Consider the following 19,614-nt stretch of genomic DNA (forward strand, 5'->3'; position numbering starts at 1 on the left):
GGGTCGTAGCATGGGCCGGGTGGCCCGCACCTCCTCGCCGCGGCTGCCCGCGGCCCGCCGCCCCCGTCTCGTCACCGCGGTGCTCGCCGTCGTCGCGCTGACCGGCACGACCGCCGCGTCCTGCGGCGACGACGCCCCGGCGGTGACAGTCGCCCAGGTCTCCCGCGCGCCGGTGAGCGAGGTGATCGACGCTCCGGCCACCGTCACCGCGCGAGCCGCGGCCACCCTCACCGCACCCGCCGACGGCACGCTGTCCCGCCTGCGGGTGCAGCCGGGACAGCGGGTGGCCCGGGGGCAGGTGCTCGCGGTGATCGACTCGCCGTCGGCCCGGGACCGCCTGGCGAAGGCGCGGGACGCGCTGCGCGCGGCGAAGCGGGCCGGGCGGGGCACCGGCACCGGCGACCTGGGCGGCAGCCGGCGCGGCACCGACCGGGCCGCCGACGAGGCGTTCGCCGCCGCCCGCACCGCCGCCGGCAGGGTCGGCGACCCGCGGGTACGCGCGGCGCTGCTGCTCCAGGTCCAGTCGGCGCAGCGACAGTACGAGTCGGCTGCCCGCGCCGCCGACCGGGCCGTCGCGCAGGTGCAGCGCGGGGTGGCCGGCCTGAACAGCGCCGTCGGCGCGCTGTCGGCCGCGCAACGACTCCAGGCCCAGCAGGCGTACGACCTGGCGAAGGCGACTGTGGACGCGCTGACGTTACGCGCCCCGATCGCCGGTGTGGTGCAGCCGGGCGGCACCCGGTCGGCGGCGCCGGCCGACCTGGCCGGGCTGCTCGGTGCGGCGGGTGGCGCCGGGGTGCCCGGTCTCGACCCGTCGGCGCTGGGCGGTGGCGGGCAGGGCGGTCCGCCGCCGGGCGTTGACGACGCGATTCCGGCCGGGGGCCGGGTCACCGCCGGCACCCCGGTGCTCACCGTCGTGGACATCGGCCGGCTCGGCCTGCTCGCCGAGGTGGACGAGACCGACGTGCTGCTGGTCCGGGCCGGGGTGCCCGCGTCGGTCGAGCTGGACGCGGTGACCGGCGCGACGTACGAGGCGACGGTGCGGTCGGTCGACGTGCTGCCGAGCAGTTCGGCCCGGGGTGGCGTCACCTACCGGGTCCGGCTCGACCTGGGCGCCGGCCGCCTCGGTGAGGCCGAGGCCGCGCCGGCGCCCCGCCCCGGCATGAACGCCGTGGTGCGGCTGCGGGTGCGGGAGGCGGCCGACGCGGTGGCGGTGCCGGCGTCGGCGGTGTTCTCCGCCGACGGGCGGGACGCGGTCTGGGTGCTGCGCGACGGCCGGGCCGACCGGGTGCCGGTGACGGTCGGCGTGCAGGGGCAGGACCTGGTGCAGATCGTCGACGGCGTACGGGCCGGTGACCGGGTGGTGGTGCGCGGCGCCGACCAGGTGCGCGACGGCCAGGAGCTGCCGTGACCGTACCGGCGGTCGAGGCGGTCGACGTCTGGCGCACGTACGAGCTGGACGGGGTGTCGGTGTCCGCGCTGCGCGGGGTGTCGCTCACCATCGACCAGGGCGAGTACGTGGCGGTGATCGGGCCGTCCGGCTCGGGTAAGTCGACGCTGATGCACCTGCTCGGCGGGCTGGACCGGCCCAGCGGCGGCCGGCTGGTGATCGGCGGGCGGGACGTGACCACGCTCACCGCGCCGGAGCTGGCGACGCTGCGCAACGAGACGATCGGCTTCGTGTTCCAGGCGTTCCACCTGCTGGCCCGTACGTCGGCAGTGGACAACGTGGCGTTACCCCTGGTCTACCGGGGTGTCGGGGCGCGGCAGCGGCGGGAGCGCGCGGCGGCGATGCTGGGCCGGGTCGGGCTCGGCCACCGGCTGCACCACCGGCCCAACCAGCTCTCCGGCGGTGAGCAGCAGCGGGTGGCGATCGCCCGGGCGCTGGTCACCGAACCGGCGGTGCTGCTCGCCGACGAGCCGACCGGCAACCTGGACAGCGCCACCGGCGAGGCGGTGCTGGAGCTGCTGGAACGGCTGAACGCCGAGTCCGGGGTGGCGCTGGTGATGGTGACCCACGACCAGGAGGTGGCCGCCCGGGCACACCGGCGGATAGCGGTACGGGACGGGCTGATCCGGTCCGACAGCGCTCATGATCGACCGCTGTCGGACGGATCCGGCGGACCTGCGACACTGGACCCCGCTCCCAGCGCGGAGCCCCGGTCCGCGTCCGGAAGCGGCCCGGGGCACCCGTCCGGTGGCCCCGGTGGCGCCATCGGGGCCACCGGGCGCCTTCCGCGGGCCGAGGAGCGCCTACCGGCCGAGGGCCGCCGCCGACAGGGCGGCGCCGGATGAGGCTTGCCGAGGCGTGGCGGGTGGCGTCGGACGCGTTGCGGGCCAACCGGCTGCGCAGCCTGCTCACCATGCTCGGGGTGATCATCGGGGTGGCCTCGGTGGTGATCCTGGTGGCCATCGGCACCGGCACGAAACAGCAGGTCGAGCAGCAGGTCGAAGGACTCGGATCGAATTTGCTGCTGGTGGTGCCGGGCCGCATCGAGGTGGGCAACGCGCCTGTGGTGTCGCCGCTGGACCTCGGCGACGCCGACGCGGTCTCCCGGGTGGTCGGCGACCCCGGCCGGGTCGCCGTCACGGTGGCCTCCGGCGCGACCGCGCGGGCCGGCAACCGGTCCGACTTCACCACGGTGCAGGGCGTGCTGGAGACCACCCCGTCGGTGTTCACCAGGTCGCTGTCGCGGGGCCGCTACCTCACCGGGGCGGACGTGGACACCAGCCGCCGGGTGGCGGTGCTCGGCGACTCGGTGGCCCGGGCGCTCTTTCCCGACCGGGACCCGCTCGGCCAGCAGGTCACGCTGGCCGGTGTGCGGTTCCGGGTGATCGGCGTCTTCGCCCCGCTCGGCCAGAGCCTCGGCGTGGACCGGGACGACGAGGTGCACGTACCGGTGACGGCGGCGCAACGGCTCTGGGGCACGCAGCGCATCGACGGCATCGCGGTCAAGGCACCGGACCGGGAACGGATCGACGAACTCGGCGACCGGATCGTCGCGGAGCTGTCCCGCCGGCACCCGGACACCGAGTTCAGCGCCGTCACCCAGCGGCAGATCCTCGGTGTGCTCGGCGACATCCTGGGCGTCCTGACCGGCGTACTGGCCGCCATCGCGGGCATCTCGCTGCTGGTCGGCGGCGTCGGCGTCTCGAACATCATGCTGGTCTCGGTACGCGAGCGGACCCGCGAGATCGGCCTGCGCAAGGCGGTGGGCGCCCGCCCTCGCGACATCGGCGTGCAGTTCCTGCTGGAGGCGGTGCTGCTCACCTCGGTCGGCGGCCTGGCCGGGATGGCGCTGGGCGTGGGCACCGCGCTGCTCGTGGACGCGTTCTCGCCGATCCCGGCGGCGATCACCTGGTGGTCGCTGGCGCTGGCGTTCGGCGTCTCCGCGGCGGTCGGCATCGTCTTCGGCGTGGTGCCGGCACAGCGGGCCGGACGGCTCGACCCGGTGGTGGCGCTGCGCGCCGAGTGAACACCGGTAGCGGATTCGGACGAGACACCCGTCCGGGCGAAAAAGCCCTGGTGGACATCGGGTGAACGGCTGTCCCGCCATGATCAAAGGGTGGAAGGGATCGCGCAGGTCACAGCCGTCCCGCTACCGTACTGGTAACACGCGCGTCGCTCGTCGAGGCGGAAGCACCTGCCCGGTGACACGCGCCGGGCACGGGAATGGGTCGGTGAGCCATGGCCGGGTCGCAGTCCGACGCACGACTGTCGGATGTCAGGTTCCTGACCGTCGCCGAGGTGGCGACGGTCATGCGGGTCTCCAAGATGACCGTCTACCGTCTCGTGCACAGCGGTGAGCTGACCGCGGTGCGGGTCGGCCGGTCGTTCCGGGTGCCCGAGCACGCCGTGCACGAATACCTCAGGGGCGCCTTCCAGGAGTCCGCCTGAGCCCTCGGCGCCCGGTCCGCCCGAGTGCGACGAAAGGGGCATCGACGGGGGCGCGTTGGTCCTGCTGACGCACTCCGGTTAGGCTGGACCACGACCGTGATCGCCCTCTGGTGTGCCCTGCCCACCACGCTGGTCCGGTCCGTTGTCCGCAAGCGGTCAGGATGCCACCTCGCGGTGGTGTTCTCCGGTCCGCCCCGCACGTTGCATCGAAAGGCTGTCGTATGGGCTCGGTGGTCAAGAAGCGCCGCAAGCGCATGGCTAAGAAGAAGCACCGCAAGCTGCTGCGCAAGACCCGCGTCCAGCGTCGCCGTCTCGGCAAGTGACCGGGCCGGGCTCCGGCCCGGCACCCGGCACCACTTGCCAACTGTCGACCCTCGGAGGCTCAGGTGATCAGGCCGTGGACGTCCCGGCTCGATCCCGCCTGCCGCGCTAGGCGCTCGACATGACCCCCGGTGACACCTCCGGTGCCCCGGGGGTCGTCGTCGTGACCGGGGTCGGTCGCTGGCTCGGCGCCCACGTGGCCGCCCGGCTCGCCGCCGACGAGCGGATCGAGCGCGTCATCGGCGTCGACCCGGCGCCGCCCAACCCCGAGCTGGCCGACCTGCTCTCCGACGTCGAGCGGATCCGCCTGGACCTCGACTCGCTCGGTGGCCTCCTGCTCGACCTCGACGTCGACACGGTGGTGCACCTGGCGCTGGTCAGCGCCCCCGACCCGCAGCAGGGCGGCCGGGCGGGGATGAAGGAACAGAACGTCATCGGCACCATGCAGCTGCTCGCCGCCGCGCAGCGCGCGCCCCGGCTGCGCAAGCTCGTGGTCCGCTCGTCCACCGCCGCGTACGGGGTGTCGTTCCGGGATCCGGCCGTCTTCACCGAGGAGACCGAGCCGCGCGAGGTGCCGCGCGGCGGTTTCGGCCGCGACATACTCGACATCGAGGGGTACGTCCGCGGGTTCCGCCGCCGCCGTCCCGACGTCACCGCGACGGTGCTGCGGTTCGCGCCGTTCATCGGGTACGCCGCCGACACCACGCTCACCCGCTACTTCTCGCAGCCCGTGGTGCCCACCGTCTTCGGCCGCGACCCGCGCCTGCAGTTCGTGCACTTCGACGACGCGCTGGAGGTGCTGCACCGGTCCGTCGCCGAGGACCACCCGGGCACCTACAACGTGGCCGGGCCGGGGGTGCTGTCGCTGTCGCAGGCGATCCGCCGGGCCGGTCGGGTGGCGGTGCCGGTGCTGGAACCGGGGCTGGCCGGGGTCGCCGCAGTGGCCCGCAGTCTGGGCTTCGGCCGGTACGGCTTGGACCAGGTGGACCTCTTCGTGCACGGTCGGGTGGTGGACACCAGCCGACTGGAGCGGGAGTACGGCTTCACGCCCCGCTCGACCGCCGCCGCGTTCGAGGACTTCATCCGCGCCCACCACGGCGGCGTCGTGGTCACCCGCGATCAGTTGGCCGCCGCCGAGCAGTTGGTGCTGGAGAGCATCAGGCAGGTCCGGTCGACCGTACGGGAGCGTTCGTGAGCAGCCCCGACGAGCGGCGTGACGCGCGCTACGACGTACCGCTGGAGTTGCCGGATCCGGGCGCGGAGCCGGCGCGGCGCAACGGGCACCGGCGGGTGACCGCGCCGTCCGCCCGCCCGGCGACGCCGCCGGACGAGCCGGACACCTCCGCCGACGAGCCGGGCGTCGCCGCCGGCGCGGGCATTCCGGGCCCGGCCACGCCGCACCAGGCCGCGAAGAAGACTGTGGCGAAGAAGACGGTCGCCAAGAAGGCCGTGGCGAAGAAGGCCGTCGCGCCGCAGGCACCCGCAGACGAGGCGTCGACCGACGCCGCGCCGTCGGGGCCGGCGGTGGCCGACCGGCCGGGGGACCAGTGGGACCGCCGGGTGGCCAAGGGGCTGGCGTTCCTGCGGCGGCGGCTGGCCGGCGACTACGAGGTGGACGAGTTCGGCTTCGACCCCGACCTGACCGACGCGGTGGTCCACCCGCTGGTCCGGCTGCTCTACCGGGACTGGTTCCGCACCGAGGTCACCGGCCTCGAGCACGTGCCCGCCGACGGCGCCGGCCTGGTCGTCGGCAACCACTCCGGCACTGTGGCGCTCGACGCGCTGATCCTCTCCACCGCACTGCACGACCGGCACCCGGCGCACCGCTACCTGCGGCTGCTCGGCGCCGACCTGGTCTTCCGGATGCCCGTCGTCTCGGAGATAGCGCGCAAGACCGGCGGCACCGTCGCGTGCAACCCGGACGCGGAGCGGCTGCTCGGCAACGGCGAACTGGTGGGCGTGTTCCCGGAGGGCTTCAAGGGCGTCGGCAAGCTCTACGCCGACCGCTACAAGCTCCAGCGCTTCGGCCGGGGCGGGTTCGTCTCCGCCGCGCTGCGCACCGGCACGCCGATCGTGCCGGTGGCGATAGTGGGCGGCGAGGAGATCTATCCGATGCTGGCCGACATCAAGCCGCTGGCCCGGCTGCTCAAACTGCCGTACTTCCCGGTCACGCCGACGTTCCCCTGGCTGGGGCCGCTGGGCATGGTGCCGCTGCCGAGCAAGTGGCTGATCGAGTTCTGCCCGCCGATCCCGACCGCGCACCTGCGGGACGCCGCCGACGACCCGCTTGTGGTGTTCAACCTCGCCGACCAGGTGCGGGAGACGATCCAGCAGACGCTGCACAAGCTGCTCGAACGCCGGCCGGACCCGTTCGGCCCCTGAGCCGGTTCAGGCGTCGCGGTGGCGGCGCCGGTGCAGCGCCAGGCCGGCGGTGACCGCTCCGGCGAGCAGCCCGGCCGCCGCGGTGGAGGGGACGGCGATGCGTGCGGCCCGCCGCCCGGTGCGGAAGTCGCGCACGTCCCAGCCCCGCTCGCGGGCCTGCCGCAGCAGCGCCGGGTCGGGGTTGACCGCCACCGCACGGCCGACGGCGGAGAGCATCGGCAGGTCGTTCGCCGAGTCGCTGTAGGCCGCGCACCGGGCCAGGTCCAGCCCTTCCACGGCGGCGAGCTGGGTGACCGCCTCGGCCTTCGCCGGCCCGTGCATCAGGTCGCCGACCAGCCGCCCGGTGTACGCGCCGTCGACCACCTCGGCCACCGTGCCGATCGCGCCGGTCAGGCCGAGCCGGGCCGCGATCACCCGGCCGATCTCCACCGGGGCGGCGCTGACCAGCCAGACCCGCTCGCCCGCGTCGAGGTGACGCTGGGCCAGGCGGCGCGTGCCGGCCCAGATGCGCGGCGCCATCAGCTCGTCGAAGATCTCGTCGGCGAGGCGTTCGATGTCGTCCACCCGCCAGCCCTGGACGAAGGCGAGCGCCGCCTCCTTGGCCTGCGACATGTCGCCCGCGTGCTCGGTGGCGAGCAGCCGGAACCGCGCCTGCTGCCAGGCGAACCGGGCCAGGTCACCGGTGGTGAAGTACTTCCGGGCGGCCAGCCCGCGGGCGAACCAGTAGATCGAGGCGCCCTGCATCATCGTGTTGTCGACGTCGAAGAACGCGGCGGCGGTCGGGTCCGGCGTGACTGTGGTCGCCGGTGCCGACGGGGTCTCCGACCAGCCCGCGGTGTGCCCGTGCGCGTCGGTGCTGACGGTCACCTTCCGGCTTCCGGCCACGGTGACCTCCCTGCCTCGACGACGGCGTGCGCCCTCCTCGTCGAGCGTATCCGGCACCGTGTGGCGGCCGGGTGCCCGCCGGGAGAAGTGTGGCGCGGTAGGCGTCCGCCGCTCAGCGGTCGGCCGGGCAGGTGGCCGGAGCGGGCCCGAGCGTGTCGCTGGCCCGCGGTGCGGGCAGCCCGCAGGCGATCGCCTCGCGGAGCGCGTCCGCGCGCTTGCCCGCCGCGTCGAGCAGCGCCAGGGAGCGGCGGGTGCGCTCGCGGTCGGCGTGGTCGGGCCGGTCGAGCAGGCCGCTGACGACCCGGCGCTGGCCGGCCAGGAAGGTGTCCACCGCGTCCAGCGCCGTCGGGTCGGAGCGCTGCGCGGCGACAGTGGTCAGCAGGCGTACGCCCTGGCGGGTGTCCGCGTCCATGTCGTCCAGGACGGCACTGAAGCCGACGCGGTCGTCGCGCACCGAGGCGGCCTCGTCGAGCCGGGTGCGGGCGAAGTCGAGGAAGAGCTGCCCACGGCCGATGTCCGAGCTGGCGAGCGCGAGCTGGGCGCGTTCGGTGGAGCGCTTCATGCCGTACAGGGCGTCGCCGGGCAGCGCGTTCTCGCTCGCGGCGGAGATGCCGGAGAGGGCTATCGCCCCGGCGGCCACGCCGACCAGGATCGCTCCCCGGGCCCGCGCCCGGCGGCCGGTGATGGCGGGCAGCAGCGTGCCGCGTACACCGGTGGTGGCGGTCTTGGCCGGGGCACCGACGCCCTCGCGCTCGGCGGTGGCCACGAGCATCGCCCGCAGGCCGGTACGGAACTCGGCGTCCACCTCGACGTCGGGCCGGTCTGCGGTGAGCCGGCGGCTCACCTCGACGAGCGCGGCGAGTTCGTCGTCCGCCCTGGACCGGACGTGGTGCCGGCGCCCGCCGTTGGCCTCGTCGAGGAGTTGCGCGAAGCGCTCGGCTCGCCGACGGGAGAAGAGGTCGCTGTCCACCGCGGCACCCCCTCTCGCTGGTCACGGCCGGACGGCCGTCGTCGTCACCAGCGACCGGTGGCAGCGTGTGGCCCAGGGCCGACCGGGACGGCCGACCTGACCCGCCGGACCGGGTGGCCCGGGGGACGCCGGGACAACCACTGGTCGCACCCGGAGAAACGGACCGCGCCGGTCGCCGGTTACGGCCGGGACGGCGGAAGAAATCACCGGGAGTGAGGGGCGAGCGGGCACGTCGGGCATGCGACACCGCCCGGCGTCCGTGCGCCGGGAGGGTACGACAGGTCAGGAGTGGAAACCGTCGGGCAGCAGCCGGGCCAGCGCCCGGACCGCCCGGTACTGGAGGGCCTTGATGGCGCCCTCGTTCTTGCCCATGGCGCGGGCCGTCTCGGCCACCGAGAAGCCCTGGAGGAAACGCAGCACGATGCACTCCTGCTGCTCCGGGTTGAGCTGCTTGACGGCGGTGAGCAGGGCGACGTTGGTGATGTGCTCCACCACCGCGGCCTCCGGGCTGCCCTCCGGCCCGCGGTCCTCCCGGTCGGCGTCCAGGACGTCACCGGTGGTGACCTCCAGCCGGTAGCGCCCGGACTTGAAGTGGTCGGCGACCAGGTTGCGGGCGATGGTGACCAGCCAGGCGCCGAGGTCGCGCCCCTGCCAGGTGAAGCTGCCGATCCGCTTGAGCGCCCGCAGGAACGTGTCGGAGGTGAGGTCCTCGGCGAGCTGGCGGTTGCCGACCCGGAAGTAGACGAACCGGAAGACGGTGTCCACGTACCTGTCGTAGATCAGCCCGAACGCCTCGGACTCGCCCGCCTGCGCGCGCTCGACGAGCGTCCACACCTCGGTCGCCGGGTCGGACGGGTCGGGGCGGCTGGGGAAGCCGGTGGTGGGCGCGGCGGCCGGCACGGCCGGCAGGACGGCGGTGTCGCCTGTGGTCACCGCCGGCAGGATCGCGGTCTCGGCGGCGGACGGCTCACTCCCGGTCGCCGCGTCGCCGCGTCGCGCCTGGGCGGGCATGGCCGGGCGGGTCGGGCTGCCCAGGCGGCCGGTCGCGGGCTTCGCGTTGCCGCCGGGCGCCGCGGGTCTCGGTGGCGCCTCGTTCGTGTGGTGCGTGCGGCTGCGTGCCCGCCAGCCCTCGCCGCGGACCGCGAGCTGGCCGTCGGCGCCCCGGGGGCCGGGGTCGGCGCGCTCGTTGAGCGGGTTGCGCTGGGCCGGGCCGGTGACACCGGATGGTCGTTCGGCGTACCCGAAGGTGGTCACCGCGCCTCCCCGGTCCGAGCGGACAGTGACCGTGCCGCGGGCCATGGTGGCGCCGGAGGACCGGGTGGCACCCGGTCGGGCACGGCCGGGTCGGGACGTGCCGACGCGCGGCAGATCCCCTTGAGGTGCTGGTCCAATGCGCTCAACGGCACGGGGGCCTCCTCGGGCTGAGGGGTGTCGACTCACGGCAAATGGGGTGAGCCGACCCGAGTGATGATAGGGCCAACGTCACCCACGCGTGGCAAGTCCGTTACACAGAGCGGAAGTATTTCCCGCCAGGTCGCACACATGGCGGACCGGTTGTCCGTCGCGCGTGGTTGACTTTCGCGCCGGAACCTGGTCCGCAGTGGAAAGTCCTGGTCGGAGCCGATTTTCTTTTCGCTCGGCGTGTCGCGGGGGTGGTGCGGTGGGCTCATCTCGGGCTGTCCGCCGGACACCTGTGGAGATCCTCGTCCCGTGGCAGGGAATCCCACGCTACGGCAATTGCAGTCCCGTGCGGGGGACCCGGCGGGCGTGTCCGGCATGGCCCGGCGGACACGGCGCGCCCGCCGCGCGCGTAACCTGGCCCGGTTCGAGTGCCCGACCGCAGTCGAGTTCGTCGGCAGCCCGCCGCACCCGGCGACCGGGAAGGCGCGCAAGGCCGAGCCGCGCCCGGCGCCCGCGTCCCGTCGCCGGCGCCGCCGACCGAGATCCGCACGGAGGTAACCGATGTCCAGTGACCCGAGGCTCATCCTGATCACCCGGCCCGGCTGCCACCTGTGCGACGACGCGAAGGCCGCGCTCGACCGGGTGGTGGCGGTCACCGGCGACCGCTGGGTGGAGCGGGACGTCACCGGCGACCTGGAGATGGAGCGCGACTACGGCGACCGGCTGCCGGTGGTGCTGCTCGACGGCAAGGAGCACGGCTACTGGCGGGTCGAGGAGGACCGGCTGCTGCGCGATCTGACCACGCCGCAGCTCTAGCCTTAGAGTGCTCGGGTGACGGGTATGCGACGCCACCTCGTGTGGGACTGGAACGGAACGCTCCTCGACGACCTCGACCTGGTGGTCCGGGCCACCAACGTCGCCTTCGCCAGCGCCGGCGGGCCGGCGGTCACCGCGGCCGAGCACCGGGTGCGGTTCCGGCGGCCGATCGCCGACTACTACGCCGAGATGCTCGGCCGGGCCGTGGACGCCGAGTCGTTCGGGACGCTGGACCGGGTCTTCCACGACGCGTACCGGGCCGGGCTCACCACCTGCGCCCTGGCCGCCGACGCCACCGCCGCGATCGAGGCGTGGGAGGGCAGCCAGTCCCTGCTGTCCATGTGGTTCCACGACGAGCTGGTGCCGACCGTGCACACGTACGGGCTGACCCCGCACTTCCGCCGGGTGGACGGGCTGCGCGCCACTGTCGGCGGCGGGCACAAGGCCGAGTGGCTGGAGAAGCACCTGGCCGAGCTGGGGCTGGGCGGGCACGAGGTGGTGCTGATCGGTGACTCGCTCGACGACGCCGACGCGGCCGCCTCGGTCGGCGCCCGCTGCGTCCTCTACACCGGCGGCCTCTCCGACCCGGACCGGCTGCGCGACAGCGGCCACCCGGCCGCCGACACGCTCACCGACGCGGTGACACTGGCCCGCACGCTGGCCTGACCGGCCCGGTCAGGCGCGCAGGTGGGCCAGGACGGCCAGGACGCGGCGGTGGTGGGTGGTCGCGTCCGGGGGCAGGTCGAGCTTGGTGAAGATGTTGCGGACGTGCTTCTCGACCGCGCCGTCACTCACCACGAGCGTCCGCGCGATGGCGGTGTTCGAGCGGCCCTCGGCCATCAGCGCCAGCACCTCGCGCTCGCGCGGGGTCAGCGATCCCAGCGGGTCGTCGCGCCGCCGCCGGACCAGCAACTGGCTGATCACCTCCGGGTCGAGCACCGTGCCGCCGGCGGCCACCCGGGCCAGGCCGTCCAGGAACTCGTCGATCGCGGCGACCCGGTCCTTGAGCAGGTAGCCGATCCCGCCGCCGGTCCCGCCCGCGGTGTCCAGCAGGTCGTCGGCGTACGACACCTCGACGTACTGGGACAGCACCAGGATCGGCGTACCCGGCACCCGGCGGCGGGCCTCCACCGCGGCGCGCAGCCCCTCGTCCGTGTGTGACGGCGGCATCCGCACGTCCACCACCGAGACGTCGGGCCGGTGCGCCACCACCGCCTCGACCAGCGCGACACCGTCACCGACGGCCGCCACCACCTCGTGCCCGTACTCGGTCAGCAGCCGGACCAGCCCCTCCCGGAGCAGTACGGCGTCGTCCGCGATCACCACCCGCATGGGTCCGGTGTCTATCACGCCCCGACCCGGCACCCGCCCGGCGGCCCGGATGCCGGGCGCGCGCCGCGTCACGCGCGGCGGCCCGGCTCACCTCGGCAGTTCGGCGTGGATCCGGGTCGGGCCGCCGGCCGGGCTCTCCACCGCCAGCGTGCCGCCCGCCGCCCGGACCCGGTCGGCGATGCCGCTGAGCCCGTGCCCCTTGGCCAGGTGCGCGCCGCCCGCGCCGTCGTCGGCGACGGTGATCTCCAGCCGGCCCACCTTCCGGGTGACCTCCACCCGGCAGGCGGTCGCCCGGCTGTGCTTCGAGACGTTCGTCAGGGCCTCGGCCACCACGAAGTACGCGGTGCTCTCCAGCCCCGGGTCGAGCCGCCCGGCGGCGGTGCCCAGGTCGTCGTCCACGGTCAGCTCGGTGGGCACCAGGGCGCGGGCGGCGAGCGCGGCGAGCGCGCTGGGCAGGCCCCGGTCGACCAGGATCGGCGGCGCGATGCCCCGGGACAGGGCGCGCAGCTCGTCGAGCGTCTCCCGGGTCTGCGCGACCGCCTCGTCGAGCGTCTGCCGGGCCGCCTCCGGGTCGGCGGCGAGCTGGTGGCGGGCCCGGCCGAGGTCCATGGCGAGCCGGACCAGCCGCTGCTGCGGGCCGTCGTGGATGTCGCGTTCCAGGCGGCGCAGCGCGACCGCCTCGGCCGAGGCGGCGGCCCGCTTCTGCTCCTCCAGCGTGATGATCCGCTGCCGCATCTCGGCCACGCCGGTGAGCAGCGAGTACGCCAGCCCGGCCTGGAGCCGGGCGCAGCCGCGCGCCACCAGCGGAAGCGTGAACAGGGCGAACAGCCCGATAGCGGTGTTCAGCGTGATCCGCGCCCCCGCGCCGTCACCCATCCCGAGGAGCTGGCTCAGGTCCTGGTCGTCGACGCCGCGCGGGATGGCCCAGTCGTAGGTGATGTAGAGCGTGCCGCCCAGCGCCAGCACCCACCAGACCACCAGCAGCACGAACGTGGGCACCGCCACCAGCAGCCGGACGAACGCGTGCAGCAGGTCGAGCCACGACTGCGCGTCCCGGATCGGGGTGAACACCCGCCGCCAGAACCGCGCGCCCGGCTCCGGCGTGCGGTAGACCGGGCGTACCCGGGGCCGGTCCAGCACCCCGGCCAGCCGGAGCCGCTCGATGTCGGCCAGTCCCCGGGCCGCGTAGAGGAAGCCGGCGAGGATCGGCAGTCCGAGCGTGGTCACCAGCAGCCCGGCGCTCAGTGCGATCCCCACCACCGCGAGCACGAAGCTGACGATCGCCAGCGGGAAACCCACCAGTACGTAGGTGGAGTCGCGGGCGAGGCGGCGCAGGAGCCCGTGAACGGGGGACAGCGGTGTGGGCGCGGTGGCCAGTGGTACGGCGGTCATGGTTCGAGGCTATGGGCGCGTGCCCCGCCGACCCATCCCGCACGCGGGCCTCTTCGGGGTGGGGTTCTCCCTACTCGAAAACGTGAGACTCGCCTCGCCGCGCCGGTCACGGAGCGCTACGACCCGCGCGCGATTGGTCAGAGAAGTCTGGAATGAGCAATAATCGCCACGCGCCGCCGACGGACGCGGTTGATCGATCTTGCGGGAATGGAGGGGCAGGTGAAGGCGCGTCGCGAGCTTTCAAGATCGCGATTTGTGCACCCCTTCACAAACACCTACTCTGTAGTTCCGACGCGCCCTGCTAGCACAGCCGGCAATCTCGGTCGCCAGCGGGAGTCCCGAAACGACCGGCCCCCGTCGCTGGTCGAGGATCGCACCGCACGGAGTCTCATGAGCCAGCACCGTCAACCAGGCGCGCCCGATCGCACCGGTGCCATACCGGCGCTTCCGGACCTGCCCGAGGCGACCGTGTCCCGGCTCCCGGAATACCTGCGTGCGCTGCACGCGCTCGCCGACTCCGGGCACGAGACGGTGTCCAGTGAGGGCCTCGCGAACGCCGCCGGCGTCAACTCCGCGAAGCTCCGCAAGGACCTGTCCCACCTCGGCTCGTACGGCACCCGGGGGGTCGGCTACGACGTCGCGCTGCTGATCGACCAGATCTCCTCTGTGCTCGGGCTCACCCAGTGCCGGGCCGTCGCGCTCGTCGGCGTGGGTAACCTCGGTCACGCCCTGGCCGGCTACGACGGCTTCGCCAACCGCGGATTCCGCATCGCCGCGCTGGTCGACGCCGACCGGTCCCGCGTCGGCGAGGAGATCAACGGCCTGGTCGTACGGCACGTCGACGAGCTGCCCGACATCGTCGCCGAGGAGTCGATCTCGATCGGCGTCATCGCCACCCCGGCCCCGGCCGCCCAGGCGGTCGCCGACCAGTTGGTCGCCGTCGGCGTGACGAGCATCCTCAACTTCGCGCCCTGCGTACTCTCGGTTCCGGACGGGGTCGACGTGCGCAAGGTCGACCTCGCCATCGAGCTGCAGATCCTGTCCTTCCACGAGCACCGCAAGGCGTCGCTGACCGCGCTCCCCGCCACCGGCGGGTCCGCCCTCACCGCCCTGCCCGGCGGACTCGCGGCAACCGAGACCCAGGAGGCGATCGGCACGTGAAACTGCTCGTCGTCGGCGCGTCCTACCGCACCGCCCCGGTCGCCACCCTGGAACAACTGGCCGTCCCGCCCGCCGATCTCACCCGCACGCTGGACCGCCTGATCGCCCAGCCGTACGTCGCCGAGGCCGTCCTGGTCTCCACCTGCAACCGGGTGGAGGTCTACGCCGCCGTCTCCGGGTTCCACGGCGGGCTCGGCGACATCTGCGCGGTCCTGGCCGACCAGGCCGGCTGCCAGCCGGCGGCGCTCGCCCCGCACCTCTACGTGCACTACGACGCCGCGGCGGTGGACCACGTCTTCCGGGTGGCCGCCGGTCTCGACTCGATGGTGGTGGGCGAGGCGCAGATCCTCGGCCAGCTCCGCGACGCCTACCACTCCGCCGGTGGCGCCGACTCCGCCGGCCGGCTGCTGCACGAGCTGATGCAGCAGGCGCTGCGGGTCGGCAAGCGCGCGCACGCCGAGACCAACATCGACCGGGCCGGGCAGAGCGTCGTCACCGCCGCCCTCGACCTCGCCGCCGAGCTGCTCGACGGCGACCTGACCGGCCGGCCCGCCATGGTGGTCGGCGCCGGTGCGATGGGCTCGCTGGGCGTGGCCACGCTGTCCCGGCTGGGCGCCGGCCCGCTCACCGTGACCAACCGGGGCGCCGCCCGTGCCGTCCGGCTCGCCGAGTCGTACGGCGCGTCCGCCGTGCCGATGGCCGAGCTGATCACCGCGCTCGCCGCCGTCGACGTCGTGGTCGCCGCCACCGCCGCCACCGAGCCGGTGCTCACCCGCGACGTGGTGACCCGGGCGCTGGCCCACCGGGACGCCGACCGGGGCCCGCTGGTCCTGCTCGACCTGGCCGTCCCGCGCGACGTCGAGCCCGGCGTCGCCGAGCTGCCCGGCGTCGAGGTGATCGACATCGACCGGATGGCCGCCGTGCTCGCCGACGGACCGGCCGCCGCCGACGCCGCCGAGGTGGCCCGGATCGTGGCCGGCGAGGTCGAGGCGTTCCTGAGCTGGCTGCGTGGCGCCGACGTCGCGCCGACGGTGGCCGCCCTGCGCGGCCGGGCCGAGGACGTCGTCACCGCCGAGCTGCGCCGGCTCGGCCAGCGCCGTCCCGACCTCAGCGAGGACCAGCGCGCCGAGGTAGCCCGCACCGTGCACCGGGTCGTGCAGCGGCTGCTGCACCAGCCGACCGTACGGGTCCGCCAGCTCGCCGCCGAGCCCGGCGGCGACCAGTACGCGGCGCTGTTGCGCGAACTGTTCGACCTGGACGTCCCGCAGACGTCCCCGGTCGACACCGTCCCCGACGTGGTCACCACCGACCTCGACGGCCGGCCGTCGTTCGACGCCGCCGACGTCCCGCCCACCGGAGGTGCGCGATGACCGCCCCCCTTCGCCTCGGTACCCGGGGCAGCGCCCTGGCGATGGCCCAGTCCGGCCACGTCGCCGAGGCCCTCACCGCGGCCACCGGCCGCCCGGTCGAGCTGGTCGAGGTGGTGACCGCCGGCGACCGGTCCACCGCCCCGGTGCAGCGGCTCGGCGTCGGAGTGTTCGTCTCCGCGCTGCGCGACGCGCTGACCGCCGGTGAGATCGACTTCGCCGTCCACTCGTACAAGGACCTGCCCACCGCGGCGGCACCCGGCCTGCACGTCGCGGCCGTGCCGCCCCGGCAGGACCCGCGCGACGCGCTGGTGGCGACGAACGGCCGTACGCTCGCCGAGCTGCCGCCCGGTGCCCGCGTCGGCACCGGCGCGCTGCGCCGGATCGCCCAGCTGCACGCGCTGGGCATGCAGTTGGAGGTCACCCCGATCCGGGGCAACATCGACACCCGGGTGGCCCGGGTGCTCGGTCCGGACGCCGACCTCGACGCCGTCGTGCTGGCCCGCGCCGGGCTCAACCGGATCGGCCGTGCCGACGTCATCACCGAGACGCTCGACCCGATGCTCATGCTGCCCGCGCCCGCCCAGGGTGCGTTGGCCGTCGAGTGCCGGGCCGACGACCAGGACGTGATCGAGCTGCTCGCGTTGCTCGACCACGCACCGTCCCGCGCCGCGGTCATCGCGGAACGGGCGCTGCTGGCCACCCTGGAGGCAGGGTGCAGCGCACCCGTGGCCGCGTACGCCGTCCTCGCCGAAGGCGAGCCCACCGACGAGGGCGACGTGAATCAGGAGATCTACCTGCGCGGTGCGGTGATCAGCCCGGACGGTACGCGTGACCTCCGGCTGTCCCGCACCGGAACGCCCGCCGACGCGGCGGAGATCGGCAAGGCACTCGCCGCCGAACTCCTCGAACTCGGCGCCGACTCGATCCTCGGCCAGGACGCTCAGGCCGGCCCGAGGACCCAGCAACTTGGGAGCACAGAATGACCCGCACCCGTAAGCCCGTCGGCCAGATCGCATTCGTCGGGGCCGGTCCCGGCGACCCGGGCCTGCTGACCCGCCGGGCGCTGGACGCCCTGGTCGAGGCCGACCAGGTGGTCTACGACCGGGGCGTACCCGAGTCGCTCCTGGCGCACGTCCGCGCCCAGGCCCGGCCCGACGCCGAGTTCAGTCCCGCCGAGGGCGTACCGGGGGACGTGGCGAAGGTGCTGATCTCCGCGGCCCGGTCCGGGCAGAACGCCGTGCACCTCGTCGCCGGTGACCCGTTCGGCCACGACTCGGTGGTCAAGGAGGTGCAGGCGGTCGCCCGTACCGCCGCGCACTTCGAGGTGGTGCCGGGCGTCGGCCAGGCCGAGGGCGTGGCCACCTACGCGGGTGTCCCGCTGCCGGGCGTACGCACCGCCGCCGACATCGAGGACGTCACCGCGCTGGACTTCGAGGCGCTCGCCACCGCCGTCGGGCGGGGTTCGCTGGCGCTCGCCGTGGACGCCGGTGACCTGGCCGCCGTCCGGGACGGCCTGCTGGCCGCCGGGGTCGACGGCACCACGGCGGTCGGGGTGACCGGCGACGGCACCGGTGAGACGCAGTACACCACCACGTCGACTGTCGACTCCTTCGTCGCGGCGGCACTCGGCTTCACCGGCCGGGTGGTGCTCACCGTCGGCGCGGCCGTCACCGACCGCGACAAGCTGAGCTGGTGGGAGAACCGCCCGCTGTACGGCTGGAAGGTGCTGGTGCCCCGCACCAAGGAGCAGGCCGGCGTGATGAGCGCACGGCTGCGCGCGTACGGGGCGATCCCGTGCGAGGTGCCGACCATCGCGGTCGAGCCGCCGCGTACCCCCGCGCAGATGGAGCGGGCGGTGAAGGGCCTGGTCGACGGCCGTTACGCCTGGGTCATCTTCACCTCGGTGAACGCGGTCCGGGCGGTGTGGGAGAAGTTCGCCGAGCACGGCCTTGACGCCCGCCATTTCGGCGGCGTGAAGATCGCCTGCATCGGTGACGCCACCGCCGAGGCGGTCCGCGCCTTCGGTATCCAGCCGGAGCTGATCCCCTCCGGGGAGCAGTCCTCCGAGGGCCTGCTGGCCGAGTTCTCGCCGCACGACGAGATCCTCGACCCGGTCGGCCGGGTGCTGCTGCCGCGCGCCGACATCGCCACCGAGACGCTGGCCGCCGGCCTCACCGAGCGGGGCTGGGAGGTCGACGACGTGACCGCGTACCGGACCGTGCGGGCGGCCCCGCCGCCCGCCGAGATCCGCGACGCGATCAAGTCGGGCGGGTTCGACGCGGTGCTGTTCACCTCGTCCTCCACCGTGCGGAACCTCGTCGGTATCGCCGGGAAGCCGCATGCGCGGACGGTTGTTGCAGTGATCGGGCCCAAGACTGCGGAGACCGCCACCGAGTTCGGCCTGCGCGTCGACGTGCAGCCGCCGCACGCCTCGGTGCCCGACCTGGTGGAGGCGCTCGCCGCCTACGCCGTCGAGCTGCGGGAGAAGCTCGCCGCGATGCCGGCGAAGCAGCGCCGGGGCTCCAAGGTGCAGGGCCCGACCGCCCTGCGGTTCCGCTGACAGGAGGCCCCGTCATGCCGTACCCCGAGATCCGGCCCCGCCGGCTGCGCCGCAACGCGGCCGTGCGGCGGCTGGTCTCCGAGACCCGCGTCGACCCGGCCGAGCTGGTCGTGCCGATGTTCGTCAAGGAGGGGCTGACCGAGCCGAGGGCGATCGCGTCGCTCCCGGGGGTGCTCCAGCACTCCCGGGACTCGCTGCGCAAGGCCGCCGCCGAGGCGGTCCAGGCCGGGGTCGGCGGGATCATGCTGTTCGGGGTGCCGGCGACGCGGGACGAGACCGGCTCCGGTGGCCTCGACCCGGCCGGCGTGCTCAACACGGCGATCCGGGACGTGATCGCCGAGGTCGGCGACTCGACTGTGGTGATGAGCGACCTGTGCCTGGACGAGTTCACCTCGCACGGGCACTGCGGCCTGCTCACCCCCGACGGCGGGGTCGACAACGACGCCACGCTCGCCGCGTACGCCGACATGGCGGTGGCCCAGGCCGCCGCCGGGGTCCACGTGGTCGGGCCGTCCGGGATGATGGACGGCCAGGTCGGCGTGGTCCGCAAGGCGCTCGACGCCGCCGGGCACCAGGACGTCTCGGTGCTCGCGTACGCGGTGAAGTACGCCTCCGCCTTCTACGGCCCGTTCCGCGACGCGGTGGAGTCCGCGCTGGAGGGGGACCGGCGCACCTACCAGCAGGACCCGGCGAACCTGCGCGAGTCGCTGCGCGAGGTCGAGCTGGACGTGGCCGAGGGCGCCGACATGGTGATGGTCAAGCCGGCGCTGCCCTACCTCGACGTGGTGTCGGCGGTCCGGGCCGCCGTGAACGTCCCGGTCGCCGCCTACCAGGTCTCCGGCGAGTACGCGATGGTCGAGGCCGCGGCCGCTAACGGTTGGATCGACCGGGAGCGGGTGATGCTGGAGACGCTCACCTCGATCCGGCGGGCCGGCGCCCAGATCATCCTCACCTACTGGGCCGTCGAGGCCGCCCAGTTGCTGCGCCAGCGCTACTGACCGCCGCTCGGCCGGCGTCGCCCGCCCCTCTGCTGCCGGCACGTGCGGCAGCGGCGGGCTCGCCTCGCCGGTTCTCCGGTTTCACCCCTCGTTGTGGTCGCCGCTGTCCACATCCCAAAGTGGTAACTGAG

General features: G+C 74.3%; 19 protein-coding genes. 14 read left to right on the forward strand and 5 right to left on the reverse strand.

The features are described from left to right. The first annotated feature begins 10 nt into the window (after window positions 1–10). The 7 genes from ACGFIA_RS14080 to ACGFIA_RS14110 all read left to right on the forward strand — a co-directional run bounded on the left by ACGFIA_RS14080 (window position 11) and on the right by ACGFIA_RS14110 (window position 6,598). A complete protein-coding gene (locus ACGFIA_RS14080; RefSeq protein ID WP_357471772.1) occupies window positions 11–1,408 on the forward strand; it encodes an efflux RND transporter periplasmic adaptor subunit in 1,398 nt (465 codons plus the stop codon). Next, the gene (locus tag ACGFIA_RS14085) at window positions 1,405–2,292 is read left to right on the forward strand and encodes an ABC transporter ATP-binding protein (RefSeq protein WP_357389692.1); all 888 of its coding nucleotides are present in this window, start codon (window positions 1,405–1,407) and stop codon (window positions 2,290–2,292) included. Before ACGFIA_RS14080 ends, ACGFIA_RS14085 begins: the two co-directional genes overlap by 4 nt. Further along, window positions 2,289–3,473, forward strand: coding sequence for an ABC transporter permease (locus tag ACGFIA_RS14090; RefSeq protein WP_357389694.1), 1,185 nt, complete (start codon window positions 2,289–2,291; stop codon window positions 3,471–3,473). The genes ACGFIA_RS14085 and ACGFIA_RS14090 overlap by 4 nt, the downstream gene beginning before the upstream one ends. A 212-nt stretch (window positions 3,474–3,685) precedes the next feature. Beyond that, window positions 3,686–3,895 carry a helix-turn-helix domain-containing protein gene (locus tag ACGFIA_RS14095; protein WP_013288759.1) on the forward strand — a complete coding sequence of 70 codons (210 nt, stop codon included), beginning with the start codon at window positions 3,686–3,688 and terminating at the stop codon, window positions 3,893–3,895. Between the two features lie 221 nt (window positions 3,896–4,116). After that, window positions 4,117–4,218 carry a 30S ribosomal protein bS22 gene (locus tag ACGFIA_RS14100; RefSeq protein WP_007465623.1) on the forward strand — a complete coding sequence of 34 codons (102 nt, stop codon included), beginning with the start codon at window positions 4,117–4,119 and terminating at the stop codon, window positions 4,216–4,218. 119 nt (window positions 4,219–4,337) lie between these two features. Continuing rightward, window positions 4,338–5,411 carry an NAD-dependent epimerase/dehydratase family protein gene (locus tag ACGFIA_RS14105; protein WP_357389696.1) on the forward strand — a complete coding sequence of 358 codons (1,074 nt, stop codon included), beginning with the start codon at window positions 4,338–4,340 and terminating at the stop codon, window positions 5,409–5,411. Window positions 5,412–5,740: 329 nt separating this feature from the next. Continuing rightward, entirely contained in the window at window positions 5,741–6,598 is an 858-nt protein-coding gene (locus tag ACGFIA_RS14110; RefSeq protein WP_357389735.1) for a lysophospholipid acyltransferase family protein, read from the forward strand. 6 nt (window positions 6,599–6,604) lie between these two features. On the opposite strand, the gene ACGFIA_RS14115 is transcribed toward ACGFIA_RS14110, so the two are convergent. From ACGFIA_RS14115 to ACGFIA_RS14125, 3 genes are all read right to left on the reverse strand, one after another. Next, the gene (locus ACGFIA_RS14115; protein ID WP_357471778.1) at window positions 6,605–7,483 is read right to left on the reverse strand and encodes an HAD-IB family hydrolase; all 879 of its coding nucleotides are present in this window, start codon (window positions 7,481–7,483) and stop codon (window positions 6,605–6,607) included. 112 nt (window positions 7,484–7,595) lie between these two features. After that, entirely contained in the window at window positions 7,596–8,453 is an 858-nt protein-coding gene (locus tag ACGFIA_RS14120; RefSeq protein ID WP_357389700.1) for a DUF5667 domain-containing protein, read from the reverse strand. Between the two features lie 282 nt (window positions 8,454–8,735). Next, window positions 8,736–9,707: an ECF subfamily RNA polymerase sigma factor, BldN family gene (locus ACGFIA_RS14125; RefSeq protein WP_357389702.1), complete on the reverse strand. Its 972-nt coding sequence runs from the start codon at window positions 9,705–9,707 to the stop codon at window positions 8,736–8,738. 708 nt (window positions 9,708–10,415) lie between these two features. Between ACGFIA_RS14125 and ACGFIA_RS14130 the strand changes: the two genes are divergently transcribed. Both ACGFIA_RS14130 and ACGFIA_RS14135 read left to right on the forward strand, forming a co-directional pair. Next, complete coding sequence (locus tag ACGFIA_RS14130) at window positions 10,416–10,670, forward strand: glutaredoxin family protein (protein WP_013288752.1); 255 nt, start codon at window positions 10,416–10,418, stop codon at window positions 10,668–10,670. A 24-nt stretch (window positions 10,671–10,694) separates the two neighbouring features. Next, window positions 10,695–11,336 (forward strand): HAD hydrolase-like protein, encoded by a 642-nt coding sequence (locus ACGFIA_RS14135; RefSeq protein WP_357389737.1) that lies wholly within the window; start codon window positions 10,695–10,697, stop codon window positions 11,334–11,336. 9 nt (window positions 11,337–11,345) lie between these two features. On the opposite strand, the gene ACGFIA_RS14140 is transcribed toward ACGFIA_RS14135, so the two are convergent. Both ACGFIA_RS14140 and ACGFIA_RS14145 read right to left on the reverse strand, forming a co-directional pair. After that, complete coding sequence (locus ACGFIA_RS14140; RefSeq protein ID WP_357389704.1) at window positions 11,346–12,002, reverse strand: response regulator transcription factor; 657 nt, start codon at window positions 12,000–12,002, stop codon at window positions 11,346–11,348. A gap of 87 nt (window positions 12,003–12,089) precedes the next feature. After that, window positions 12,090–13,394 (reverse strand): sensor histidine kinase, encoded by a 1,305-nt coding sequence (locus ACGFIA_RS14145; protein WP_357389706.1) that lies wholly within the window; start codon window positions 13,392–13,394, stop codon window positions 12,090–12,092. Between the two features lie 390 nt (window positions 13,395–13,784). On the opposite strand from ACGFIA_RS14145, the gene ACGFIA_RS14150 reads away from it, so the two are divergent. Genes ACGFIA_RS14150 through hemB form a run of 5 tightly spaced genes read left to right on the forward strand, consistent with a single transcriptional unit; the run spans window position 13,785 to window position 19,483 of the window. Further along, a complete protein-coding gene (locus ACGFIA_RS14150; protein WP_357389708.1) occupies window positions 13,785–14,555 on the forward strand; it encodes a redox-sensing transcriptional repressor Rex in 771 nt (256 codons plus the stop codon). After that, window positions 14,552–15,925, forward strand: coding sequence for a glutamyl-tRNA reductase (locus ACGFIA_RS14155; RefSeq protein WP_357389710.1), 1,374 nt, complete (start codon window positions 14,552–14,554; stop codon window positions 15,923–15,925). The genes ACGFIA_RS14150 and ACGFIA_RS14155 overlap by 4 nt, the downstream gene beginning before the upstream one ends. Continuing rightward, complete coding sequence (gene hemC / locus ACGFIA_RS14160) at window positions 15,922–16,908, forward strand: hydroxymethylbilane synthase (RefSeq protein ID WP_357389712.1); 987 nt, start codon at window positions 15,922–15,924, stop codon at window positions 16,906–16,908. The genes ACGFIA_RS14155 and hemC overlap by 4 nt, the downstream gene beginning before the upstream one ends. Continuing rightward, a complete protein-coding gene (locus tag ACGFIA_RS14165) occupies window positions 16,905–18,485 on the forward strand; it encodes a uroporphyrinogen-III synthase (RefSeq protein WP_357389715.1) in 1,581 nt (526 codons plus the stop codon). Before hemC ends, ACGFIA_RS14165 begins: the two co-directional genes overlap by 4 nt. A gap of 14 nt (window positions 18,486–18,499) precedes the next feature. Continuing rightward, window positions 18,500–19,483, forward strand: a complete 984-nt coding sequence (gene hemB / locus ACGFIA_RS14170) for a porphobilinogen synthase (RefSeq protein ID WP_357389717.1) — start codon at window positions 18,500–18,502, stop codon at window positions 19,481–19,483. Window positions 19,484–19,614: the final 131 nt, after the last annotated feature.

The sequence above is a fragment of the Micromonospora sp. NPDC049203 genome, assembly GCF_043197215.1.
Lineage (GTDB): Bacteria > Actinomycetota > Actinomycetes > Mycobacteriales > Micromonosporaceae > Micromonospora.